We start from the raw sequence: 22,929 nt of genomic DNA, 5'->3' as shown, positions 1-22,929 counted from the left end.
TCTGGCCGAGCAACCGTTCGACCGTTCTATCGCAAAGGAGCGTACATGAGCAGCCTCTACTCGATTCGCCCTGATTCGGGCTCCGAAAAAATCATGCTGGAACGCGTGTGGGACGGCGACGGCCCGCTCGCGCGCGGCTACACGAGCTTCGTCGCGCTACCGCACGCCGGCAAGCTCGATCTGATCGCCTACAACAAGGCCACGCAGAAGACCGATGTCTACACGCTCAGCGATGCGCCGCCGTGGATCGCTCCTGCCGATTCGAGGATCGATCTTGCGGGCGGCCCGTGGGACAGCGTCGCGTCGTTCGTGCTCGGAAACGTGCCGTACCTGCTCACGTATCGCGCGGACGACGGCACGTTCGGCTTCTTCGCGATCGCAGCCGACCTGAGCGCATCGCCGCCGTACAAGTTCGCACTGCCGCGCAACACGCCGACGCGCGGCTTCACGAACGTCGCGCCGTTCACGTCGCTCGGCCAGCAATACATCCTCGGCTACGACTTCAACACGGGACGCGTCGCGAATTTCAGCGTCGCCGTCACGCCCGCGTCGACGGGCGGCACGCCGCCCCTCCTCGCGCTGAACGTCTGGTATCACGAATGGGCAAAAGGCTGGACGCAGTTCTCGTTCTTTCAGCTGGGCGGCGCGAACTTCTTCTTCAAGATCAACACCGCGAAGCTCAACGTCAACATCGATCACATTCAGGACAATCCGGCGCTCGGCACCGTCGAAGTCGGCAGTTATCTGCAGAACCAACTGCCGGACGCGCTGAAGATCACGAATGCGGCGTGCGTGCCTTGGGCGCACGGCGCACCGACGCTCGTCACGTACATCGCCGGCGACGGCGCGACGGCCGTCTACCGGATTCACGCGGACTGTCTCGGCTGGACGCGCATCGGCGCCGCCACGACAGCCGCGGGCGCGTCCCACGTCGTGCCGTATCGCGTCGGCGGCACGTCGTATGCGCTTTTCTATCAAGGCTGACTTGGCGAGGAACATGCGATGAACCCGAACACCGTACCGCCCGCCGCGCGCGACCTCGCGTGGATCAAGCGCGCGCTGCAGACCGCGATCGAGCTCGAATACTCGACGCTGCCTCTGTACCTGTCCGCGATGTTTTCGTTGGAAGTCCAGAATTACACCGCGTACAACGCAATCCGCAGTGTCGCGATGGAAGAGATGGTACACATGGCGATCGCGTCGAATCTGCTCGCGGCTTTAGGCGGCTCGCCGCAATTCGCGACGATCCGGATCGCCTATCCGACGGCGGGACTGCCGGGCGGCGCGGAGCCGGATCTGCACGTCGGCCTCGCGCGCTATTCGAAGCCGCAACTCAAAAACTTCCTGCGCATCGAGACGCCCGCGTTCCTGCTGCGCCAGTTGGGCCGCGACGAAAGCTATCCGACGATCGCCGCGTTCTACGAGAGCATCCGCGACGCGGTCGAGCGCAACGCGGACGCGGTGCGCGCGGCGGTGCAGGCGGGCGGCCCGTCCAACCAGGTCGGCGACGATATCGGCTTCACGACGGTCACGTATACGCCCGGCGTCGATCCCGTCGAATCGTTCTATGCAGGCATCGACGAAATCCTTCGGCAAGGCGAAGGTTCCAGCCGGGGCGACGTGTTCGCCGGCAATCCGTTCGAAAACGAAGAATCGCACTACGCGCGCTTCGCCGAGCTCTACTACGGCGCGCGCTACGAAGCGCCGTCGCCGCCTGTCGACTTCAATCCGAAGAACGAGCCGCTCTTCTTCTGCGGCCCCGCGATCACCGCGCCCGTCGTGATCAACACGCTCGCCGTGCCGCGCGACGGCTACGCCGACATCCTCGCGCTCGATCCCGACCGCGGCGCGGTGGAGAATGATCTGAACGCGTTCGACACCAGCTTCTCGACGATCCTGACGACACTCGACGCGGTATGGAACGGCCCGTCGGCCACGTCGTGGAAAACGCTCGGCGCAGCCGTGCACGGAATGGTCGACCTGCGCGTGCTGTCATGCTTCAACATCATGCGCCATCAGGTGCCGGCCGCGGCCCTCGCGCAACTCGGCGAGCTGTATCCCGACGAGATCGGCTACTTGCGCACCTACACCGATCTGTCGAAACCCGTGTTCTATGGCCCGAGGTTCGTCAACACGAATGGCAAGCAGGCGTCGTGAGCTGTCGGCACGACGACCGGCGTTGGGCGGCGCGCACCACGCGCGCCGCTCCTTTGTATTCGACATCGCGAACGCGATGCATGCCCGGCTCGTGAATGCACGCGCTCGCAAGCGGCACGTGATCGCTCGCCGTCAAGTCTGGTAACTGTCGTCGCGGCGGTCTAGCTTGCGGATCAGCGCAGGCCACACGAACGCGCCGCCGAGGCCGCCCGTCTGCACGGACGCTGCCTCGGCGCTCGTCGCGACGATCTCGGGCGGTATCGCGATCAGTTCGCCGCCGCTTTGCGCGGCGATCTGGATCTGGCACGCCGTCTCGAACAGATACATCGCGAGAAATGCGTCCGCGATCGACGGGCCGACCGTCAGCAAGCCATGATTGCGCAGCATCAGGTACGTCGCGCGCCCGAGGTCGGCCTGCAGACGAGGCTTCTCGTCGTCTTTCAGCGCGACGCCTTCGTAAGCGTGATACGCGAGCGACGGCAGCACGAACGTAGATTGCTGCGAGATCGGCAGCACGCCGCCGCGCTGCGCGCTGACCGCGACGCCCGCGCGCGTATGCGTGTGCAGCACGCACTGCACGTCTTCGCGCGCGGCGTGCACCGCGCTGTGAATCACGAAGCCCGCGCGATTGACCGGATACGGCGAATCATCGACTTTGTTGCCGGCCTGATCGACCTTCACGAGCGACGACGCGGTGATCTCTTCGAACATCATTCCGTACGGGTTGATCAGGAAATGATGATCGGGGCCGGGCAGGCGCGCCGAGATGTGCGTGAAGATCAGATCGTCCCATCCGTGCATCGCGACGAGACGATAGCAGGCCGCCAGGTCGCAGCGGATTTTCCATTCGGCCGGCGCGATGCCGGCGGCGGATGCAGTGCTCATGAAGGATTCCTCTCGTTGCCGTCGACTGCCGGGCAGTCGCTCCCGATGCATTGTGGACGCGCTCGTTTCGCGCAGGCGAAGCGACGCCGATCACGCGCCCGCATCCGCTCGTCAAAGCCGCTCGCCGAATCCGCGCGCCATGCGCGACGCGTCGCCGCGACGAATTCGCACGCCACCCTACCAGTTTCACGCGCCGATGTGCATCGGGATTGCCAGCGTTCGCGCCTACGGACACGCGCTTCAAACGTTTGAAACGGGACGGATCGCATGTAGCGAAACGGTTGCATAATGGCGGGCGATGTCACCGAAACCAAACGACCCGCCGCCGATCCGCAAGGGCTCGCGCTCGATGCCCGCGCGACATGCGTCCCTCGACGCCCTCCTTCGCGAGATCCGCGCATGCACCGTCTGCGCGCCCCACCTTCCTTGCGGTCCGCGGCCGGTCGTGCGCGCACATCCGCATGCGCGCATCCTGATCGTCGGGCAGGCGCCCGGCGCGCGCGTCCATGCGTCCGGCATTCCATGGGACGATGCGAGCGGCAAGCGGTTGAGAGCATGGCTGAACGTGGACGATGCGACGTTCTACGACGAATCGCTGTTCGCGATCGTGCCGATGGGGTTCTGCTATCCGGGACGCGGCGCGAGCGGCGACAACCCGCCACGGCCGGAATGCGCGCCGCTTTGGCTCGACAAGCTGCTGCGCGAACTGCCCGACGTCCGGCTGACGCTATTGATCGGTCAATACGCGCAGCGCCGCTTCCTCGGCACACGCCGCAAATCTTCGTTGACCGAAACGGTGCGAGCGTGGGCCGAGTACGCGCCCGAATTCATTCCGCTGCCGCACCCGTCGCCGCGCAATCAGGGCTGGCTCAAGCAGCATTCGTGGTTCGACGCGCAAGTGCTGCCCGCGTTGCGCGACAAGGTGGCCGAACTGCTGCCGTCGCCGCAGGGGTAACGGCATCGGCAAACGAAGCGCTGATCGTCCGCGCTCTGCGCATCGCTCAGCGTGCGAATCGGCTTCGCCAAACGGCATCGCCGCGAGCAAGACGCTCGCGGCGATGCCTCGTTCGAGCGGCGCACGCATCGCGCGCCGCTTTCCGCCGCACGCCTGCCGTCAGGCCGGAAGCTGCGGCACCGTCACCGACGTTCCGGCCGGATCGAGCGTCAGCTCGGTGCCGGGCGTCGGCCGCAGCGTCGCCTCGCTGTCGCTCGACAGCACGACGAGCCCGAGCCGGTGCCCCGCTTCGAGCCTGTAGTCGCGCGGCATGAACGTGAGGCGCAGATCGTAAGGCATGCCGGGCAGCACCGGCTCCGAGAACCAGCTCGACACGCGGTTACGCGGATCGGTCCACGCACGGGTGACGATCGTCGCGCTGCCGTCCGGCGCACGATCGATCAAGAGCGCGGTCACGTTCGCGGCCGCCGAGAACGTCAGCCGAACGCGCGCCTTCACGGTACCCGAGATCCGCGTCGCGCTCGCGAGCGGCGTCGTCTCGAAGCGGCTGCGATGCTCGCCCGTATTCGCGTTCGCCAGCGCAAGCGCCGTGATCCGCGCATCGTCGGTGAATTTCGCGAGCGGACCGCCCGTCGGCTCGCGCAGCAGTGTGCCGGCGCTCGCGCCGTCGCCGCCGGCGAAATACGTGACCGACGAAGCGCCGCGCGCGGGCCAGTTCGCCTCCTTCAGCAGCGTGCCGTCCGCCTGCTCGATCACGGCACCCGGGCTGCGCTCGACGCCGTTGTCATAACCGAGCAGATAGCGCGTGAACCAGCGGTTCACCTGAGCGGTCCATGCGTCGGCCATCGCGGGCACGCGAGTCGGATCGGTGTGACGCGCGCGGTGCAGCCACAATTGCGCCGCCACGCCCTGACGCCTCATCGCCAGATACCACGACGTCGACTGCTCGGTTCGCACGTTGTCGTCGGCAAGCCCCTGCGCAACGAGCGCGGGCGCGACCGCAAGCGCGCTCGGAATGTCGCGCGCCGCCCAGAACGGCGAATTGTCGCCCGTCTTGCGATCCTCCTTCTGCAGCGCCTCGTCGATCAGGTGCGTGCAACGCTCCGGATGCGGATTCGTCAGCAGCGCCTTGATGTAGACGTCGACGTCCTCGCCCTGGTAGCCGTCGGGCGCGCGCACGAGCCCGCCCGAGCGGTAGTAGCCGTACATGTTCGACAGCCCGGCAACCGGCACGATCGCATCGAGCCCGCGCGTGCGCAGGCTCGCGACCATCTTCGGCAGCGTACCGTCGTACGACACGCCGTACATGCCCACGTGGCCCGTCGACCAGGTCGCGACGACCGGTTTGCCGTTCGCATCCTTCGCGGCCGCGCCGCGTCCGAGCCAGCGGATCACCGACGCCATCGCCACCGATTCGTCGCGCGTCAGGATCGTCGGGCAGCCGTCCGAGCCTGCGGTGCCGAGCGAATCCGCATACACGACCGTGAAGCCGCGCGGCACGAAATAGCCCTCGATCCACGAACGCCCCGCGGCGGCCGCGTCGACCTGCTGCCAGATCCGCGTCTGCGGCGCGGCGGCCATGATTCGTGCGGAGACCGAAGCAGTCGGATGCGGCGTGCCGTCGAGCTCGACGTCGACGTTGTGGTTCGGGCTGTCGGCAAGTCCGTTGTAGTAAGGACTCGCCAGCACGATGACGGGCGTGCGGGCGCCCGCTGCAGTCTCGGACGGACGCACGACGCGCACGTGAATGCGGTCCTTCGCGCCGTCGCCGTCCGAATCGACGGGCGTCTCGACCCACGCTTCCTCGGAAATCGTGTCGCCCGACAGCGACGGCTGCGCCTGGCCGTTCTCGATCACGGGCCGATAACGGCCGCCGCTCGACAGATCGGCATACGGCACGCCGGACGGCGAGAAGCGCGCGGCGATCTGCTGCGCGCCGGCCGCGGACGGCGCGGCTCCCTCCTGTTGGACCTGAGCGAGCGCGGACGCACCCGGAACGCCGGCGCCGTCTTCGCCGCCGCATGCGGCGAGCGTCGTAGCGGCCACGAGTGCGGCGATCCATGTGCGACGCGGTTCGATTCGATGAATTCTCATTGTTGTCCTTGTTTCGATGATCGTCTGGAAACGGTCATCCCGTGCGGGATGGCTTCTTGTCGAACATGCCGGCGAACGCTGCCGGCCGTCTCGCGCGCGATGCCGCCCGGACGACGCCGGGCATTCGCGACGCGATGCTTCGGCGCTGCCGACGCGGCATCGCCGGCCGGCAGCGCCGCGATGCGGGCGTTGCATATCAGCGTTTTCGCGCCTCGACTTGCCGCGCCGGTGCCCGCATCCCGCATGACGGGCATCGGCGCGCGCAAACGCGAAACCATTTCGCAACAACGCCCGCGTTCGCTCACTGCGCGGCGGCGTCGACCGCGTTGCCGGCGTCGAGCAAACCCGCGCCGCAGGTGCTCGTCGAGCAGTTCGATCCGCTCGCGAACGGACGCGCGCTCGACTGCAGCCGCTGCAAGACCTGCGATGGCGACAGCGCCGGATTCACGGCGAGCATCAGCGCGACCGTGCCCGCGACGTGCGGCGTCGCCATGCTCGTGCCGCTGTAGCTCGCGTAGCTGTCCGCGCCCGGCGACGTCCTGCCGGCGTTGAGCGTCGACAGAACGCCGACGCCCGGCGCGGCGATTTTCACGGCCGCGCCGTAATTGCTGAAGCTCGCGCGAACGCCGTTGCTGTCGATCGCACCGACCGCGATCACGCCTTGGCAATTCGCCGGCTGCGTCGTCGATACCGGGCCGCCGTTGTTGCCCGCGGCAACGACGACGTTCGCGCCACGCGACGTGATCTCGTTGATCGCACTCTGGTATGTCGTGCTGCATGTGCGGCCGTATCCGCCGAGGCTCAGGTTCAGCACCTTCGCGGGATTCGGGTTCGAAGGCGCGCCTGGCACCGACAGGCCCGCCGCCCAGCGCATGCCGTCGACGATGTCGCTCAGCATCCCGCCGCATTTGCCGAGCACGCGCACCGGCAGCACCTTGCCGACCCACGAGATGCCCGCGACGCCGAGGCCGTTGTTCGTCACCGCGCCGATCGTGCCCGCTACGTGCGTGCCGTGCCACGAGCTGTTGCTCGCGCCGCAGCCGTAGAACGGACCGCTCGGATCGGCGTCTTCCTGCACGGTGACCCAGTCGCCCGGGTCCGACGCGTCGCTGTCGCGGCCGTTGCCGTCGTTCGCGATCGCCGGATCGGAGATGAAGTCGTATCCGGGCACGAGATTCGCGGCGAGATCCGCGTGCGGCCGATAGCCGGTATCGATCACGCTGACGACGACGCGCGACGATCCGGTCGTGCGATCCCATGCCTTCGGCAGATTCGCGCCGCCCTTCGGATTGAAGTAGCCCCACTGCTCGGAATAACGCGTGTCGTTCGGCACGAGGAACGGATGCATCCGCGCGTCGGGTTCCGCATACTCGATCGCACCATCCGTCGCGAAGTCGCGCGCGAGCCCCTCCGCTTCGGCGAGCGACACGCGGCGCTGCAACGACAGCACGGTCGCGCCGCCCGACATGTCGCGCTTGATGCGAATGCCCGCGGCGGGATCGGCGAAATTGCCGGGCGCCGACGCAGCGGCCGCGCCGAACGCGCGCCCGGCCGCGCGCGCCTTGCGTGCGGCGAGCACGCGGTCGATGACCGCCTGGACGTCGGCGTGCGCGGCCTTCGCGATCGACGAATCGGACGACGAATCGGGCGACGTCTTCGCGACGCGCAACTTGACGATCAACTGATTGACCGCGTCGGCGGGGCCGGGAACTTGCGGCGCGGCCGAGGTTTCCGCCTGCGCGACCGAGGCGAACCCGGCCAGCGCAGCACAAAGGACGGTCAGCTTAAACGAAGCAGTACGAATTAACGTGGACATGCCCATACTCCCCCAAACGAGATTGAACGGAATGAGTCGACGATGTTGTGTTGTAGCTGCTTGCTTCGCTGCGCTGCCGGCAAGAAAGGACACGCCGCGCCGATGCGAACGATGGGAATCGACTGGACGACGTGTTGCCGACAAACCGGTTGCGGCCGATCGAATCGCCCGGCCGCGCGGGCCGGGCGATTCGTCTTCCGCCAGATCTGCGTCATGGGAACCGCTCGGAACGGTGGCCCGTTCCGTCTGCCCCACCCTCTCAGGTTCCTTTTGCCGCGTTTGTATTTATCGGTGCGTCTTTGCGACTCGTCAGGCCCGCATCAAGCGTTTGCCGCGTCGTTCGACGAAGGCAAACTCGGATTACATTCATATTTCTAAATGTCGACACGAAATCGCACGCGGCGAGAAGCGCCGGACCGCCGGATCTGCCGGCAGCGGCCGCTGCCGGCTCGGATCGCCGTCAAATTCGCGATTCCGAGCTTGCGCCGCGCAATCCATTTTCTTTCCAAAAGCTTGCGCAAAACTTATCTCGCTGAAATCCTCATGTCAAACATTTTTAGCTGATATCAAAAAAAGTTTCGTTCCCGCCACTTGGAGGAGAATCGGCTTCCGCGCTTTCGCTCAATTACCGGGCCGCGCCAATCGCGCGCCTCGCGCGACGACGCGTTGTTTCTCCGTACCGACGGTCTCGTAGAAGAAAATGGCAAACGAGCAAGAAAGCGCCAGTCGCGGGCGCGGAACAGAGAGATTTGCGGAGCCCGGATCGCGTGTGCAGGAATGGCCTTCCTCCGCGCGTTTCGTGCGCTGCGGCGGCGGTTTCGCGCTCGGGCACATCGCGTTGCCATGGTGGGCGCATATTCCGTCACGAAATGGCGATTCGAGTGAGGCTTCGTGCGTCACGGCCCGCTCGTTCGAAGCAGGAATCGCTACGGGCGCTGCTTTTGCAGCAGGCCAACTCTGCTCGTGCGGTGCAGCACGCGGCGCATGCCATATATCCCTACGCCGTATAAGGAATACTCCGGCGCGTTTGCGTGTGCCGCTCGACAAATTCCGGACTTTTCATCGCGTGCATCCGCAGCGCGTTGCTTCGCACTTCGAGATCGCAACCGCGCGTTTTCGTTTTTCAGCAATGTCGCGTGACGCCGAAAGGATGCAGACGGCGTGTTTCGGCACGGCGATTTGACGATCGGCGAGCATCACGGGTGATCGATATCCGTGCGTCGTTGCGTGCCGATATCCGCTTCGCCGACAAATTTCCATTCGTTCGCGCCGAGAAGTTCAATCGCTCGCCGGCGTGCGCGCATGACATTCTTGTCACGTTCAGTTGACACAGGAAAACGCTGGACGTCGCCGACGATCAGACGGCCTCGTCGCGCGACCGGTCGATGAACGTCGACATCGCCGTGAAGAACACGCGAACGACGCACCGAACATCATGCAACGGCTCGCACGACGCCGCGCGCCTCGTACGCATCGTACGCTTCGTACGCTTCGTCAAGCGCCGGCGAACGCTTCCGCGATTCGCTTCCCGCCGATCACCGTCACGATCGCGCGCGCCTGCCCGCTTCGCCGATTGGTTCTCGAATGCGACGTTTTATCGCGACACGCGCCGACGAAAAACGATACTCGCTTCGCACGTTTAATCACGCACACCGAAATGTTGAACTGTGAACGACACGCATTCTCAAAGAATATTTAACGCAATCTTAATGAGTTTGAAATGAAGGTCCTTATCGTAGAAGACGAGCCGAAGACGGGCATGTATTTGAAGCGTGGGCTCACCGAAGCCGGCTTCGTTTGCGACTGGACACAAGACGGCATCAGCGGCCTGCATCAGTTGCGCACGGAGAACTATGACCTCGCGATACTCGACGTGATGCTGCCCGGCTGCGACGGCTGGACGATCGTGCGCGAACTGCGCAGAACGCATCGCACGCCGGTGCTGTTCCTCACCGCGCGCGACCATGTCGACGATCGCGTGAAGGGCCTCGAGCTCGGCGGCGACGACTATCTCGCGAAGCCGTTCGATTTCGCCGAGTTGCTCGCACGCGTGCGCTCGCTGCTTCGGCGCGGCCAGGCGACCGATGCGCCGGTGTTGCGCGTCGCGAATCTCGAGCTCGACCTCATCCAGCGCAAGGCGCGCCGCCAGGGCAACACGATCCTGCTCACCGCGAAGGAATTCCTGCTGCTGTGGCTGCTGATGCGCCGGCAAGGCGAGATCCTGCCGCGCTCGCTGATCGCATCGCAGATCTGGGACATCAACTTCGACAGCGATTCGAATGTCGTCGACGCCGCGATCAAGCGCGTGCGCGCGAAGGTCGATCAGGATTACGAGCCCAAGCTGATCCATACGGTCCGCGGGATGGGATATGTTCTGGAGCAGCGAGGCGAGCCGTGCGAATCGTACGCATGATGCAGAGGCTCGTGCCGCGCACGATGCGCGGGCGGCTCGCGATCAAGTTCGCGCTGTCCACGTCGGTTCTGCTCGCGATCAGCGGCCTGCTGCTGTACGAAACGCTCACGCGCACGTTCGCGTATTCGTCCGAGCGCGCGATGGAAACGACGCTCGCCGGCATCGTCGCGCACGTCGGCGAAGCGCGCAGCATCGCCGAGTTGCGTGAAAAGGGAACGCGGTTCTACTACTCGTTCCATAGCGACGAGAAAGTCGATTTCGCGATCTACGACGCGCGCGGCACCGCGTACATGCAAAGCGGCTGGTACGTGCCGTACGGCGGCGTGCAGCGGGCCAAGCCCGGCCTCGATCCCGCGATCGTCGACGACAAGCGCAATGCAAAGCGCTATCTCGTCGCCGACGCGCGGCTCACCGGCAATCCGGGCTTGCCGCTGCGCGTCGCCGTTCAGTACGATTTCCGTCGCGAGCAGTCGCTGCTGCGCACGTGCGCGATCAGCATCGTCGCGATCATCCTCGTCGGCACGGCCGTCGCGGCGACGCTCGCGTACTGGATCGCCGCATACGCGCTCAGGCCGCTGCGCCGCTTCGCCGCGCAGGCCGATCAGATCTCGAGCAGCCGTCTCGCACAGCCGCTGACCGAAACGGAAATGGCGGGAGAGCTGCGGGAACTCGCGGTGTCGTTCAACCGGATGCTCGCGCGCCTGAACGCGTCGTTCACACGGCTGAAGGAGTATTCATCCGATCTCGCGCACGACATCCGCACGCCGCTCACCAACCTGCTCGCCGAGGCGCAAGTGGCGCTGTCGCAGCGGCGGTCGGTCGACGAATATCGTCAGGTGATCGAATCGAGCGTGGAAGAGTATCAACGGCTCGCGCGAATGGTCGACGACATGCTGTTCCTCGCACGCGCGGACGGCCATCAGAACAAGCTCGACATCGAGCCGATCGACGCCTATGCGATGGCCGACCGGATCGTCCGCTACTACGAGACGGTGGCGGAGGACCGCGGCATCGGGATCGCCGTCGAAGGCGAAGCGAGCTTCAACGGCGACCTGATCCTCGTGCAGCGGGCGCTGAGCAATCTGTTGTCCAATGCGATTCGCCATGCGCCTGACCACTCGACGGTCGTCGTCCGCTGCGAACAGGCCGGGCGGAATGCCGTGATCGCCGTGACCGACAGCGGACGCGGAATCGAAGCCGTGCATCTGCCGCGAATTTTCGATCGCTTCTATCGCGTCGACCCTTCGCGATACGACTCGGCGTCGGGCACGGGCCTCGGGCTCGCGATCGTGCGCTCGATCATCACCGAGCACGGCGGCGACTGCTGGGTCGAAAGCGTGCCGAACGTCTTCACGACGTTCTTCCTGCGCTTTCCTCGCGAGCATACGGCAGAGGACGCCGATTACATGGCGGCGGGTCATGATCCGCGTTGGCATCTCGAACAGACTTGAGTCATTTCGTGAATCATTTTAAATTCGAATTCGGCTTTTTCATCAAAATGACAAAAACTTCATATGGGAGTCACGTTGCCGGAGGGCCCCTTGTTCAAAATGTCAATCATCGAATTCTCCTTCTGAATTCGATATTGATATGGAGAACGTATGAAAGCCAAATTCCTTACTGTCGCCCTCGCCGCCGCGCTCGTTTCGCCTGCGGCATTCGCGGACGCACCGGCCGGGAAAACGCGCGCCCAGGTCTACCAGGAGCTGGTCGAGGCCAAGGCCAACGGGCTCGACTACGTGACCGACGCGTCGTATCCGGAAATCTCGCCGCTCTACGCGCCGCGCTTCGCGAACAAGGCCAAGCCGCAGCAGCCGACGCACGCAATCGCCGATACGCGCGGCGACGCGAAGGCGGGCTCGTCGGGCCGCATGTCCGAGGCGGCGCAGGATGAGCGCTGCGTCGGCCCGCGCACGTTCTGCAACCCGTATGCCGGGTCCTGAACGTCATGGCTGCGTCCCGCGTGATCGCGGATGAACATGCGGCAGGCCGTCTTGCAACGCCTGCCGCTTCCCGTCGGTCGAATAGATGCGCGGCCGAAAGCACGCCGGCGCGTGTGGTATCGCGCGAGGAGTCGCCGATACGAGGAATGCCGGTGCGTTCGATCGCCCGCGTCGATCGCCCGCGCGTCAGCGCACAGCCAAGCGCTGCGGCAGCTCGCGCATGAACGCGTCGCGCGTGCGTATGCCGGTGGAGACGGGCTCCTTGCGCTCGTCCTGCGTGAGGCTCGCGAACACCAGTGTCTGCTTGCCGCGCGCGATCCAGCCGACGAACCAGCCGAACCCATGCGCTTCGTCGCGCGTGCCGTCGGCCAGAAGCGGATAGGCCATGCCGGTCTTGCCGTGCACGACCGTGCCGTCGGCAAGCGTCGCGGTATCGACGATCCGCTCGGTCATGTCGATCGCGTGTGCCGACACGGGCAGTTCGCGATTCAGCATCCTGCGCAGGAATCCGATCTGTTCGAGCGGTGAGATCTGCAGCGACGAGCCGATCCACGCGCGCTCGAGACCGTTGTTCTTGCCGGGGTCGCCCGACACGTCCGCATTGCCGTAGTCGAACGCCTTCGCATATTGCGCGAAACGCTGCGCGCCCAGATGATGCGTGACCTGCTGCGAATACCACACGACCGAATACTTGAGCCACCGAGTCGGATCGGTCGGCTGCTTCCACGCCGCGCCGCCCCAGTCGACGTAGCCGTCGCGATACGGCAATACGGGCTCGTGCTCGTTGCGCAGGAAGCCCGCGTCGTAGCCCATCAGGCTTATCGCGATCTTGAACGTCGAAGCGGGCGTCGCGCGACGGCCGCAATCGCCGTCCTTCAGCAAGAACCTGCCCGTGGCCGCGTCGGCGATCGCGGTGCAGACGGGCTTCGCGTGCGCCGAGGCGGCGACGCAGCCAAGCAGAACGAGTGCGCTCGACAGCGCATATCGGATTTTCATTGTTGATCTGGATGAGTTGGTGTGCATGTCATCGTTCGGCCCGAACGATCGAGTCGACGATTGTATAACCCGCCGTCACTCGTTCGCCCAGCGGATACGATTTGTTCGCGAGAATCACGACGCCGACCTTCTTCGACGGCACGAACGCGACATACGTCGAGAACCCGTTCGTCGATCCGGTCTTGTTGATCCACACGTCCTGCTTCGGCGACAGCGGCGGATTGAACGGCTTCGCGACGACATCCTTGCCGATCAGATCGTTGCCCGCGAGCAGCTTGTCGAGACTCGCCGGATACGGGTATTGCTCCCAGATGAGGCTCTGGATCATGCCGTCCGCGTCGTAGTAGCCGACGTGCGTCGCTTTCATCGCGCGCCCCCATTTTTCGCTCAGCGGCACAAGCCCCATGTTCGCGTCGACGAAGCGGATCAGATCCGTCGTGCACGATCTGACGCCGTACGCCTCGGACGCGAGCACGCCCGCCTTCAGCCGAATCGGCGCGTCCTGCTTCGTGTAGCCCTGCGCATAATCGCCTCGCTGCTCGGCGGGCACGTCGATGTAGCTGTGCGTCATGCGAAATTCGGGAAACAGGTTCTTCTCGATCAACGTCTCGAAGCGCTCGTTCATGCTCGCCGCCGCGATCATCCCGAGCGTGCCGATGCCGAGATTCGAATAGACGCGGTGCGTGCCCGGCGTATGTTCGGGCCGCCAGTTCTTCAGGTAGTCGAGCAGCTCGGCGGTATTCGTGATCGTGTCGGGCACGAACAACGGCAGGCCGGATGTCTGCGTGCCCATGTTCAGCAGGCTGATCCGATCGAAGCTGCTGCCTTGCAGCGACGGCAGGTAGCGGCTCACGCTGTCGGCGAACGACAGCTCGCCGCCTTCCTGCGCATACGCGGCGAGCGTCGCCGTGAACGTCTTGCCGAGTGAACCGATCTCGAACAACGTCCGGCCGGTAACGGGCCGCCGCGTCGCTTTCGACGCGACGCCATAGTTGTAGAAGTAATGTCGGCCGTCGATGCTCACCGCGATCGCGAGCCCCGGAATGCCGTACTTCTGTTGCAGCGGTTGCGCAACGGCGTCGACGATGCGTTCGACGTCCGCCGGCTCGATGCCGCGGGCGGCGTGCGCGGCGGTTGCGATGCAGCAGCTCAGCGCGAGCCACATCCTGATGACGAACTGCGTACTCATGCGCATGGCGAATCGGAAAATTCGGAGCGTTCGGGAGGTTCGAATCCGGACCGTCGGCGCTTTGCCGTCGACAGCGAGACGGCGAGACGGCGCGTCACATACGGCGCGGCGCAGCGCGGCGTCCTTGCATCGATCGCATCGGTATGCCCGAAATGCCGATCGATCGTGAAAGACGGCGGCCGGACTTCGGCTTTCGGCGAGGAATTATTACAAACGTAAGGCGTCCGGACAAGCGACGATCGCACGCACGAGATCGCCGCCGTGCGGCGAACGATGCCCCAAAAAACCAAACGGACCGGCGCGAAGCCGATCCGTTTTTCCCTGCGCGCGCCGCCGTCTCGCGCATTCCGACCGGGCGGCGCACCCGCGCGCATCGCCCGGCGGCGGGCGCATCATCCTCGCGCCGCGCTCCTCGCTTGCGACACCTTCACGTCGTCATCGTCGTCGCGGCGATGGGGCGTCACGCGTTCGCCGATGCGCGCCGGGTACGCCCGGCCGCTCATCAACCCCTTCCACAGCACCTTGTTGTATGCCACTGCATCGATCTTGTCCTCGACCGAGAAGTCCATGCCGCGCGTCGCGAGCGCCCAGTAGCGCATTCCGTGCGTTGGCTTCAGCGCGGCCGTCTTGATATCGCCGGCCGGAATCGGCAGCTGCGTGTTCGCGAGCAGGCCCGACGCGACCGCCTTGAAGTTCCATTTCGACTGGTTCAGATCGAACACGTCGGTCATCGGGCCCTGCGTCGCATCGAAGAGCCCGAGGTGATCGAGGCCGAGCACTTCGGTGATCGTGCGGATCATGTTGACCGTCGTGTAGTGCGTACTGACGACCGCATTCTGCTTCACGTACGGCCCGATCACGAACGCCGTGCTGCGATGCGCGTCGACGTGATCCGGGCCGTCCTGCGCGTCGTCCTCGACGACGAAGATCAGCGTGTCGGCCGCATACGGGCTGTTCGCGACCGCCTGCGCGACACGGCCGACCGCATAGTCGTTGTCGGCCATCTGTATCTCCGGCGTATTCACGCCGTCGAGCGCCGTCGCATAGGAGCCCGTATGATCGTGCGGCAGGCGCAGCAGCGTCAGCGACGGCATCTGGCCGTTCGCGACGAAGCCGTTGAACTCGCGCTCCCACTCGAGTTCGCGATAGAGATCCGGATACGCGTTGTCGTAGCCGCGAAAGTACGGATCGGTGCGATCGACGAGCGCCGGGCTCGTCGCATACGTCTGCACCGCGTGATCGACGAACGGTGTGCGGTCCGGCGGGATCGCGCTCGGGCCGCTGTAGCGCGCGAGATCCGCGAAGAAGCCGTAGTTGCGCACCGTGAGGCCCGCGCGCAGCGCGGCGTTCCAGATGTAGCCCTGCTGAAGCGCGTCGGACGGGCCATCGGGCGCCGACACGTCGGCATTGCCCGGCAGCAGATCCGGATCGGCCGGCAGCGACGGATTCGCGGCCGCGCGCTGCGCACCCGCCAGGCCGACGTTGACGTTGCGGTTCGCGCCCTCCCAATCGTACGAGCCGCCGCGCGCGCCCGAGCGCGCCGGGCTGTTCGCATAGTTGACGGGCAGCATCTTCGCGCCCGCGTCCGATTCGCGCGCACCGGTGCTCCACGGCCAGCCGTCGCCGCTCACGTCGCCCGAGTCGTAGAAGTTGTCGAGCGTGACGAACGTTCTCGCGAGCGCGTGCATGCTCGGCGTCGTCGCGTCGGGGAATTCCGCGAGCGACGGATCGCTGTTGCCGCGGCCGACGTCGCCGAGAATCTGGTCGTACGTGCGGTTCTCCTTCACGATGTAGATCACGTGCTTGATCTTCTTGCGCAGCGCGGTCATCGTCGCGATGTCGTTCGCCGTGAGCGCAGCGTTGAAGCTGTTGTTGTTCGCGACCTGCGTCGTCAGTTGATCGAGCGTCTTGCTGCCCGGCGCCGGCATCCACATGAGGCCGCCCTTGCTCAGTTGTTCGATGTACTGATTCTCGACGAGCTTGACCGGCGTGTTCTTCACAGGGCACGGCACGGTGCGGCCGCTGTCCTTGCAGTTGCCCGGATTCGGACCGGGCATGTTCTTCGTGTAGACGACGTACAGCGCGTTCGCCGCGCCGAGCGCGACGTCGGACGGATACCAGCCGGTCGGAATCAAGCCCGTGACGACAGGCGACGAGCCCGCGAGCGAAATCACCGCGACGTCGTTCGTGCCGCGGTTCGTCACGTACAGCGTGCGCTCGTCGGCCGACAGCGCGAGTCCGTTCGGCGACGCGCCGCGATACTGCATCTCCGTGACGAGGCCGGCAGGCGCGACCGTCGACACCGTCGACACGACCTTATTCGCGGCCGTGTCGATCACCGAAACGACGTCCGCGTTGTCCGACGCGACGTAGAGACGCGTCTGCGCGGCGTTCAGGATCATCTTGTTCGGATTGCCGTTCACCGGAATGCGCCCGACGACCTGCGGCGCGTTCGTCGAGATGTCGACGACGACGATCTCGCGATCGCGTTCGCTCGATACGTAGGCGGTCTTGTTGCCGACGACGCGCACCGCGTTCGGATATTCGCCGCCCGGCACGCCGGACGCGCCGCCGCTCTTGCCCGGCCGCAGATCGCGCTCGGCGAGCACCGCGCCCGCCGCGAGATCGACGAGCGTGACTGAATCGTTGTAGCGATTCGCGACGACCGCGCGCTTGCCGTCCGCCGTCACGTCGACGCCCGTCGCGAGCGGCGTGCTGCCGATTCCATTGCCCGTCTTGTGATTCAACGCGATCGGCGCGCCCGCCTCGCCCCAAGCGCCTTGCGAGAACGCGAAGCCGTGCAGATTGTCGTCGCCGCCGCCCGTCACGTAGAAATGCCGGCCGTCCTGCGCGAACGCGATGCCGACGTAGGTGTCGGGCACCTGCAGCACCTGCTTCTTGACCGGCGCGCCGCCGGAAACGTCGAACACGAACACATACTCGTTCGAGTCCGCCTTCACCATCTTGCCGTTCGCGTCCAGCACGTTGTTGTAGCCGCTCGTCAGCACGAGCAGCGTCTTGCGGTCGGGGCTGAGCGCCTCGGAAACGGGCTGGCCGGCAACGTAGTTCGGCAGATCCGCGAGCCCCGGATTCAGCGCGACGAACGCCGTGCCCGGCGCCGCCGCGGGTGAAATCAGTTGGCCCGTCGCGAGCAGCGTCGTGCTGGTGTCGCCGAGCGCGGGCGTGTCGACGGAATCGCTGTTGCACGCGGCAAGCGCGAGCGTCGTCATCCCAACGAGCAGGAAACGTCTATGCACGATCGAACCTCTTCGAGAAGGCGCGGCGCCATACCGCGGCAGCGGCAGCGTCGTAACGATTGGTAATGAAGAGGAAAACTAACGGTGCGCGGTGACCCGACGATGACAGCGCCGAAAACAGGCGATGCGCGAAGCGATGGAGAAATCGCGCCGGAGAAGACGCGGCGGCCGCGAGGCGGGGCCGGAGCGAGTCGAACGACATCGCGGCATGGGTTCGCAGACGGCCATGGCCGCGCGGCCATTGCGTCGCGCAAGCGCAGTCGCGCCGCCTTCATCGTTCGCGACGGCCGCCCATTTCAAAGCCGAACGTGACGATACGCAATCCGCATCATTCCGCGCGCATGACGCTTCACGCAGTTCGCATCGGAAACGACGGGAATCGACGCCGCGCTCATCGAGCTTCGGCCGTCGCATCATCGCGCTGGCCGCTGCGGGCAGGCGCGCCGGAATGCAACGCCGCCGCTCGCGCGCGTCGCGGACAGACGCCCCGTCAAGCCGCCTGCGTCGGCGACGCGGCCGTCGCCTGCGTGCGCGCCACTTTGCGGGCGAGCAGCACGATGACGAGCAGCGTGCCGACGTACGCGGCAATCTGAATGCCGGCCGGCCGCGCCGTATAGCCGACGAGCGTATGCAGCATCTTGCCGGCGACGCTCGATTCCTTCAGCAGCCACGACGTATCCCACACGGTGTCGCCCCACGACGGCAGCCACCCGGCCGACACGAGAAACCCGACACCCTGGCTCGCCATGCCCGCCGCGAGCAGGACGATCAGCGCATTGGTCACGGAAAAGAGGCGCTTCAGCGGAATTTGCAGCAGCCCGGCGTACATGCCTACGCCGAGCCCGACGCCGCCGAGCACGCCGAGCGCGCCGCCGGCGATCATCTGCGGCGTTTGTCCGGGATCGCTCGCCGCGATGCCGTACAGAAACAGTACGGCTTCCGAACCTTCACGCAGCACGGCGACGCCGACGACGACCGCGAGCCCCGTCAACGGCCGGCTGCCGGCGGCGACCGCCTTACCGATCGTCGACAACTGCTGCGCCATCTCGCGGCCATGCTTGCCCATCCAGATGCTGTGCCACGCGAGCATGATCGTCGCGACGAACATCACGCCCGCGTTGAACACCTCCTGCCCCATGCCCGACGCCCATGCCGAGATGACGTCGGCGAACGCCGCAATCAGCGCGGCGCCGATCACGCCGCCGAGCAGGCCGCCGCTCACCCACCATCCTCGCCCGGGCACGCCCTTGGTCGCCGCGAGGACGATGGACACGACGAGCGCTGCTTCGAGCACTTCGCGAAAGACGATGACGGCGGTGGAGAGCATGTTGCGCGGTGCTTACTTGACGGTCAGTTTGGTTTTCGATTCGGCTTCGTGGTACTCGTCGTGAAACTCGTACGTGCCGGCCTTGAGCGGCCCGATGAAGACGTCGACCTGCTTGCCCGCGGGAACCACCTTCTCCGCCTTGAAATCGTCGCTTTCGAATTCGGCGGGCGTCGTGTCGAGGTTCTTGACCGTCACCTTCACCTTCTTGCCCGCCGGAATCGTGAAATTCGCCGGCGAGAATTTGTGATCCTTGAGCGTGAGGACGTACGTGTCGTCGGCTGCGAATGCGTGCGTCGCCGAAGCCGCGAACGCGGCCAGCGCAAGCGCGGAAATCGTCTGAAGAGTGTTCATGGAAGCGAGCGGTTGTGAGATGCGGACGATAATAGGAGCGATTCTCGTTCAGACAATTCGATATCCTTATTCTTGTTGTGGTCATCTCGTGCGGCGCGGTTTGCGAATGCATCGCGGGATGACGATGCGCCGGGCTTTCGAAGCCCCATGCGGTGCCGTCAATTAGGCAAAGCACCTGTCGTTTTCCACGTCGTCTGAAGAAAGTTTTCGGCGGCGGTCGGCCACGGTCGCGTGCATGCCGATCGCACCCGGTCGCTCCGCATTGAAATTGAAAGGCATCCGTAGGATTGATCGTCGACGTTCGGTCCCGGCGCACGTCGACGACCATTTGCTCGCACCGTCGCTTCGCAAACGGAACGATTCACCGCTTTGCTTCGTCCGGATGAAATCGAATTGCCGCGGGCTGCGCTGCGGCCTGCCTCCATTCCACCGGACGTCATGCCGGCTACCTCATGCTCGATGCCAGCCGCGAACGGCAACGCCGCCCGAATGCCTCCGCCTTCATCAAAACCCGCGCGCTATTCGGCGCGCGGCTCATAGATGACGACGGGGCATTGCATGCAGGCAGCGCTCGCGTGCTGCGCGTACCACCTGCACGTGCTTCGGATGCCGCACTTCGGCAGCCCTTCTACCGGCGTCGACAGCACGGCCGGTTCCTTCACGATCGCATCGACGAGCCCGCAACGGTGTCCGGCCCACTGCGCACACTTTCCGCCCAGACACGGGCCGAGAAAGCGAACGCGGTTCTCGACCGGAACGCCGTTCGCGCGGAGGCCGTCGAGCAATTCGCTGCTGATCGGAATCTTCGGGCTGATGTAGGCGACGGTACCGCCCTCCATCACCGCGCCCAGCACCGCTGAAGCCGACTCGGCCGGCGCGCTCGGGCAGGTGCCGAGCGACGTCTCGCCCGCCTCCGTCCGAACCGCGCCGGCGGAGATTCCCCCGGCCGGCGTCATGTCACTCTCCGCTTTCTTGTTCCGAGACTCTCAGCAAGCGCTCCGCCGCTTCGGCCACGATGACCTTTCCGCCGTTCGGCAATATGACATTCCACGCAGGCCCCCTGATCTGCGTGGAATTCTCGCCGACGAGCGCGGTGAGCAGCGCGATGTTCATATGCGCGGACGCATGCGCGATTTGTTTCTCGTCCAAAGCCGCGCCGGAAACCGTGATTTTGAATTCGGTTGGTTTCATGCTTGTCTCCACAGGCTATTTCAGTTGTTGATGACCTGCACCGGGACTCTTGTTTTTTGCGCCGCGTAACGGATTAAAGCTAGTTCATCGAAACATCCAAGTCAAAATTTTGTCATTTACATGATAATTAGATAATCGAATTAAGTGATTGGATAATGCATCGCCCAATGCGGCGATGCGGTTCGATAAAAACTTCATGCTTGATTTCGCGTTTCGGCCGAACCGGAGAATTCGATTCGATCACGAGAGACGCGAATCGGAACCCGTTCGATGCATGCCAGGCCATCCGACGGATAAAGGCCCGGCCGGACGCAAAAGCACGCCGCAGTGCGACGCGATGTCGCGGCATCAGCGAACTGCCGCGACGCCGGGAAAAGCGATAGCTGTGCGATGGCCCGTTACAATGGCCGGGAATCGCGATCGACCATTTGTATCGATTCGATCGCAGCCGCAAGCAAGGGCCGCGGCTAAAAGCGGAACATCGCCGATATCCCCTCCACTCCGACGGAAAGCCCCATGACCCGACCTTTCGAAAACAAGCCGATTTCTCACGCAAGACGCGCCTTCGCCACCGGATTGGCGCTGCTGCCCGTCATCGCGTTTTCGCAAAAAGCGGCCGCGAAGCCCGTCGTGCAGGTGTGGAAGACGCCCACGTGCGGATGCTGCGAAGACTGGCTGTCGCATCTGAAGAACAACGGCTTCGACGTGGCGGTGCACAATGTCGAGGACACGGCCGACGCGCGGCAAAAAGCCGGCATGCCCGAGCGCTTCGCGTCGTGCCATACGGGCGTCATTCAGGGATATGCGCTCGAGGGGCATGTTCCCGCACGCGAGATCAAGCGTCTTCTGCGGGAACGGCCGAACGCGATCGGGCTCGCCGTGCCGGCGATGCCGATCGGCTCGCCCGGCATGGACGGACCGGCGTACAACGGCCGTCACATGCCGTACGACGTGCTCCTCATCAAGCGCGGCGGCCAGTCGAGCGTGTATCGGTCGTATAGCTGAAGCGCCAGCCTTCCTGAAGGGGGGCCGCGATTGCGGCGTGCATCCGGCGAGATCGCGTGCGCTCGAGGACGCTGATGTCGATTAGTTTCGATTACGAGCCGGAACGTTCCACTTACGCCGCAGTATCTAGCAAGAAATCAATGGTTTGTGACATCGCCCGCAGCACGACTGGGAGCCACGTGTTTGCAAGGCGTAGGAGGATGCCACGGAAGGGCAATATTCAATAATTCTCTTTACGCGACACGGAGCCAAGCGCACAGACCACTATAGAAAGTGCATTGAACTTACCGGCCCAGCGCTCGCTGGGCCGTGTGGGACAGCAGTGCTCGCGATGGCGCTAAGAGATGCTCAAAGTACGTCTTTCAGCTGCGCGGCCAGGGTCTGGTAGAACGACCGTCGTGATGGGTAGAACGGGACCTCCGGGTCATCACCAGGCGAGGTTCCGTCGGTAGGCATTCTTGTAGCGAGCCCATATGCATTCGCTTGTGCTGCAGCGCACGAAGCGTTGCGCTTTGCCTCCGCATTCGAGCGAGCGTCTTGCACGCTGCCGCCCGAAAGGAACCCTGGATTGACCTCCGCCAGACGCTGAACAGCCTCTCCGATGCTTCGGTGTTCATCGACCGTGAGCCGCCCTCCATTTTGTATAGACCTTTTCACGAGCTTTTTTCCCTGTAGCAGGTCGTCCATCCACATGAGGTCCCATTCCTCCCCGGTCTGGCATGGCCCCAGAGTTCGTTCGTCTTCCTCAACCAACTGCAATTCCACGACCGAGCCGTCGTGCCGCAACCACAGAAGGGTGTGCGGCGAACCGTCGAGCCTCTTGACGTTGATGCGCAGCGGTCCCCGGTTGAGAGCTCATAAGGGATATATGGCGGACACGACTGGCCCGCTCATCAAGCAGGGGCATATCGGAAAGCCTCCAACAGTCCTCCGGGGCTGTTTCTTTTGTACACTGACGCGAGCCTCAGGCATCTGCTCGCCAACATCGGCGGCGTGCTGGTGCGGGGATGGCTCTGCATGTGGCCGAGCACGGCGGGCTTCTGGCGCGCAACTGTCGGCCGCCTGCTCGGCGCCGGCGCGTCATCCTGGCTGCTGGGGGCTCCACATTCGGTGCATATCGGGGCGAGCGGCCTCATTTTCGGTTATGCCGGCTACCTCGTCGCGCGCGGGTTGTACACCCGCCGCATTCTGTCGGTGCTGGTCGCAATGTTTGTCGTCTGGTGCCACGGCATGAGCCTGCTGTACGGCGTGTTGCCGCTGACGCCTGGCGTGTCCTGGCAAGGCCATCTCGGCGGCGCGATAGGCGGCTTGCTGATGGCGCGCGCCAGCCGGCACTCAAGAAGCTGACGG

Annotated in this window: 22 protein-coding genes; 8 read left to right on the top strand and 14 right to left on the bottom strand. The window is 64.8% G+C overall.

Features of this window, described 5'->3' with window-relative positions; genetic code table 11:
- The first annotated feature begins 45 nt into the window (after positions 1-45).
- Positions 46-984: a hypothetical protein gene (locus tag WS78_RS32305; RefSeq protein ID WP_059576543.1), complete on the top strand. Its 939-nt coding sequence runs from the start codon at positions 46-48 to the stop codon at positions 982-984.
- An 18-nt stretch (positions 985-1,002) separates the two neighbouring features.
- The gene (locus tag WS78_RS32300; RefSeq protein ID WP_038746209.1) at positions 1,003-2,157 is read left to right on the top strand and encodes a ferritin-like domain-containing protein; all 1,155 of its coding nucleotides are present in this window, start codon (positions 1,003-1,005) and stop codon (positions 2,155-2,157) included.
- A gap of 132 nt (positions 2,158-2,289) precedes the next feature.
- Here the strand turns inward: WS78_RS32300 and WS78_RS32295 are convergent, their stop codons facing one another.
- Positions 2,290-3,042: a class II aldolase/adducin family protein gene (locus WS78_RS32295; RefSeq protein WP_038746206.1), complete on the bottom strand. Its 753-nt coding sequence runs from the start codon at positions 3,040-3,042 to the stop codon at positions 2,290-2,292.
- A gap of 298 nt (positions 3,043-3,340) precedes the next feature.
- Between WS78_RS32295 and WS78_RS32285 the strand changes: the two genes are divergently transcribed.
- Positions 3,341-3,997 (top strand): uracil-DNA glycosylase family protein, encoded by a 657-nt coding sequence (locus WS78_RS32285; RefSeq protein WP_059576545.1) that lies wholly within the window; start codon positions 3,341-3,343, stop codon positions 3,995-3,997.
- A 159-nt stretch (positions 3,998-4,156) separates the two neighbouring features.
- Here the strand turns inward: WS78_RS32285 and WS78_RS32280 are convergent, their stop codons facing one another.
- The 5 genes from WS78_RS32280 to WS78_RS36725 all read right to left on the bottom strand — a co-directional run bounded on the left by WS78_RS32280 (position 4,157) and on the right by WS78_RS36725 (position 9,334).
- Positions 4,157-6,091 (bottom strand): Xaa-Pro dipeptidyl-peptidase, encoded by a 1,935-nt coding sequence (locus tag WS78_RS32280; RefSeq protein ID WP_059576548.1) that lies wholly within the window; start codon positions 6,089-6,091, stop codon positions 4,157-4,159.
- Positions 6,088-6,357, bottom strand: a complete 270-nt coding sequence (locus WS78_RS36735; RefSeq protein WP_157131167.1) for a hypothetical protein — start codon at positions 6,355-6,357, stop codon at positions 6,088-6,090. Before WS78_RS36735 ends, WS78_RS32280 begins: the two co-directional genes overlap by 4 nt.
- 35 nt (positions 6,358-6,392) lie before the next feature.
- Positions 6,393-7,907 (bottom strand): S8 family peptidase, encoded by a 1,515-nt coding sequence (locus WS78_RS32275; RefSeq protein WP_081989468.1) that lies wholly within the window; start codon positions 7,905-7,907, stop codon positions 6,393-6,395.
- Positions 7,908-8,528: 621 nt separating this feature from the next.
- Entirely contained in the window at positions 8,529-8,807 is a 279-nt protein-coding gene (locus WS78_RS36730; RefSeq protein ID WP_156437363.1) for a hypothetical protein, read from the bottom strand.
- A gap of 296 nt (positions 8,808-9,103) precedes the next feature.
- Positions 9,104-9,334, bottom strand: coding sequence for a hypothetical protein (locus WS78_RS36725; protein WP_145986849.1), 231 nt, complete (start codon positions 9,332-9,334; stop codon positions 9,104-9,106).
- A gap of 293 nt (positions 9,335-9,627) precedes the next feature.
- On the opposite strand from WS78_RS36725, the gene WS78_RS32265 reads away from it, so the two are divergent.
- The 3 genes from WS78_RS32265 to WS78_RS32255 all read left to right on the top strand — a co-directional run bounded on the left by WS78_RS32265 (position 9,628) and on the right by WS78_RS32255 (position 12,263).
- Complete coding sequence (locus WS78_RS32265; protein WP_038746198.1) at positions 9,628-10,320, top strand: heavy metal response regulator transcription factor; 693 nt, start codon at positions 9,628-9,630, stop codon at positions 10,318-10,320.
- A complete protein-coding gene (locus tag WS78_RS32260) occupies positions 10,317-11,771 on the top strand; it encodes a heavy metal sensor histidine kinase (protein WP_038746195.1) in 1,455 nt (484 codons plus the stop codon). The genes WS78_RS32265 and WS78_RS32260 overlap by 4 nt, the downstream gene beginning before the upstream one ends.
- Before the next feature lie 150 nt (positions 11,772-11,921).
- Positions 11,922-12,263 (top strand): DUF4148 domain-containing protein, encoded by a 342-nt coding sequence (locus WS78_RS32255; RefSeq protein WP_038746192.1) that lies wholly within the window; start codon positions 11,922-11,924, stop codon positions 12,261-12,263.
- Between the two features lie 186 nt (positions 12,264-12,449).
- On the opposite strand, the gene blaOXA is transcribed toward WS78_RS32255, so the two are convergent.
- The 7 genes from blaOXA to WS78_RS32220 form a co-directional block, all read right to left on the bottom strand.
- The gene (gene blaOXA, locus WS78_RS32250; protein ID WP_059576551.1) at positions 12,450-13,259 is read right to left on the bottom strand and encodes an OXA-42 family class D beta-lactamase; all 810 of its coding nucleotides are present in this window, start codon (positions 13,257-13,259) and stop codon (positions 12,450-12,452) included.
- Positions 13,260-13,287: 28 nt separating this feature from the next.
- Positions 13,288-14,454, bottom strand: a complete 1,167-nt coding sequence (ampC, locus tag WS78_RS32245) for a class C beta-lactamase (RefSeq protein WP_059576554.1) — start codon at positions 14,452-14,454, stop codon at positions 13,288-13,290.
- A gap of 386 nt (positions 14,455-14,840) precedes the next feature.
- Positions 14,841-17,678 carry a bifunctional YncE family protein/alkaline phosphatase family protein gene (locus tag WS78_RS32240; protein ID WP_059576559.1) on the bottom strand — a complete coding sequence of 946 codons (2,838 nt, stop codon included), beginning with the start codon at positions 17,676-17,678 and terminating at the stop codon, positions 14,841-14,843.
- A gap of 517 nt (positions 17,679-18,195) precedes the next feature.
- Positions 18,196-19,032, bottom strand: coding sequence for an FTR1 family iron permease (locus WS78_RS32235; protein ID WP_038746181.1), 837 nt, complete (start codon positions 19,030-19,032; stop codon positions 18,196-18,198).
- A gap of 12 nt (positions 19,033-19,044) precedes the next feature.
- Positions 19,045-19,383 carry a cupredoxin domain-containing protein gene (locus WS78_RS32230; RefSeq protein WP_038746178.1) on the bottom strand — a complete coding sequence of 113 codons (339 nt, stop codon included), beginning with the start codon at positions 19,381-19,383 and terminating at the stop codon, positions 19,045-19,047.
- A gap of 518 nt (positions 19,384-19,901) precedes the next feature.
- A complete protein-coding gene (locus WS78_RS32225) occupies positions 19,902-20,339 on the bottom strand; it encodes a hypothetical protein (protein WP_059576562.1) in 438 nt (145 codons plus the stop codon).
- A 1-nt stretch (position 20,340) separates the two neighbouring features.
- A complete protein-coding gene (locus WS78_RS32220; RefSeq protein WP_038746173.1) occupies positions 20,341-20,574 on the bottom strand; it encodes a hypothetical protein in 234 nt (77 codons plus the stop codon).
- A 516-nt stretch (positions 20,575-21,090) separates the two neighbouring features.
- Between WS78_RS32220 and WS78_RS32215 the strand changes: the two genes are divergently transcribed.
- Complete coding sequence (locus tag WS78_RS32215; protein ID WP_059576566.1) at positions 21,091-21,579, top strand: DUF411 domain-containing protein; 489 nt, start codon at positions 21,091-21,093, stop codon at positions 21,577-21,579.
- 348 nt (positions 21,580-21,927) lie between these two features.
- Here WS78_RS32215 and WS78_RS36720 read toward each other — a convergent pair whose 3' ends face one another.
- The gene (locus WS78_RS36720; protein WP_156437364.1) at positions 21,928-22,344 is read right to left on the bottom strand and encodes a hypothetical protein; all 417 of its coding nucleotides are present in this window, start codon (positions 22,342-22,344) and stop codon (positions 21,928-21,930) included.
- Positions 22,345-22,524: 180 nt separating this feature from the next.
- Here WS78_RS36720 and WS78_RS32210 point away from each other — a divergent pair, with 180 nt between their 5' ends.
- Positions 22,525-22,926, top strand: a complete 402-nt coding sequence (locus WS78_RS32210; RefSeq protein WP_059576570.1) for a rhomboid family intramembrane serine protease — start codon at positions 22,525-22,527, stop codon at positions 22,924-22,926.
- Positions 22,927-22,929 lie beyond the last annotated feature (3 nt).

The organism is Burkholderia savannae, assembly GCF_001524445.2.
GTDB lineage: Bacteria > Pseudomonadota > Gammaproteobacteria > Burkholderiales > Burkholderiaceae > Burkholderia > Burkholderia savannae.
This window is presented reverse-complemented; position numbering and strand designations above follow the sequence as displayed.

Bases quoted from the DNA above. Each gene is read 5' to 3' on its own strand.
- WS78_RS32305 (WP_059576543.1), top strand. From the start codon at position 46: ATGAGCAGCCTCTACTCGATTCGCCCTGATTCGGGCTCCGAAAAAATC.
- WS78_RS32300 (WP_038746209.1), top strand. From the start codon at position 1,003: ATGAACCCGAACACCGTACCGCCCGCCGCGCGCGACCTCGCGTGGATC.
- WS78_RS32295 (WP_038746206.1), bottom strand. From the start codon at position 3,042: ATGAGCACTGCATCCGCCGCCGGCATCGCGCCGGCCGAATGGAAAATC.
- WS78_RS32285 (WP_059576545.1), top strand. From the start codon at position 3,341: ATGTCACCGAAACCAAACGACCCGCCGCCGATCCGCAAGGGCTCGCGC.
- WS78_RS32280 (WP_059576548.1), bottom strand. From the start codon at position 6,091: ATGAGAATTCATCGAATCGAACCGCGTCGCACATGGATCGCCGCACTC.
- WS78_RS32275 (WP_081989468.1), bottom strand. From the start codon at position 7,907: ATGTCCACGTTAATTCGTACTGCTTCGTTTAAGCTGACCGTCCTTTGT.
- WS78_RS32265 (WP_038746198.1), top strand. From the start codon at position 9,628: ATGAAGGTCCTTATCGTAGAAGACGAGCCGAAGACGGGCATGTATTTG.
- WS78_RS32260 (WP_038746195.1), top strand. From the start codon at position 10,317: ATGATGCAGAGGCTCGTGCCGCGCACGATGCGCGGGCGGCTCGCGATC.
- WS78_RS32255 (WP_038746192.1), top strand. From the start codon at position 11,922: ATGAAAGCCAAATTCCTTACTGTCGCCCTCGCCGCCGCGCTCGTTTCG.
- blaOXA (WP_059576551.1), bottom strand. From the start codon at position 13,259: ATGAAAATCCGATATGCGCTGTCGAGCGCACTCGTTCTGCTTGGCTGC.
- ampC (WP_059576554.1), bottom strand. From the start codon at position 14,454: ATGCGCATGAGTACGCAGTTCGTCATCAGGATGTGGCTCGCGCTGAGC.
- WS78_RS32240 (WP_059576559.1), bottom strand. From the start codon at position 17,678: ATGACGACGCTCGCGCTTGCCGCGTGCAACAGCGATTCCGTCGACACG.
- WS78_RS32235 (WP_038746181.1), bottom strand. From the start codon at position 19,032: ATGCTCTCCACCGCCGTCATCGTCTTTCGCGAAGTGCTCGAAGCAGCG.
- WS78_RS32230 (WP_038746178.1), bottom strand. From the start codon at position 19,383: ATGAACACTCTTCAGACGATTTCCGCGCTTGCGCTGGCCGCGTTCGCG.
- WS78_RS32225 (WP_059576562.1), bottom strand. From the start codon at position 20,339: ATGACGCCGGCCGGGGGAATCTCCGCCGGCGCGGTTCGGACGGAGGCG.
- WS78_RS32220 (WP_038746173.1), bottom strand. From the start codon at position 20,574: ATGAAACCAACCGAATTCAAAATCACGGTTTCCGGCGCGGCTTTGGAC.
- WS78_RS32215 (WP_059576566.1), top strand. From the start codon at position 21,091: ATGACCCGACCTTTCGAAAACAAGCCGATTTCTCACGCAAGACGCGCC.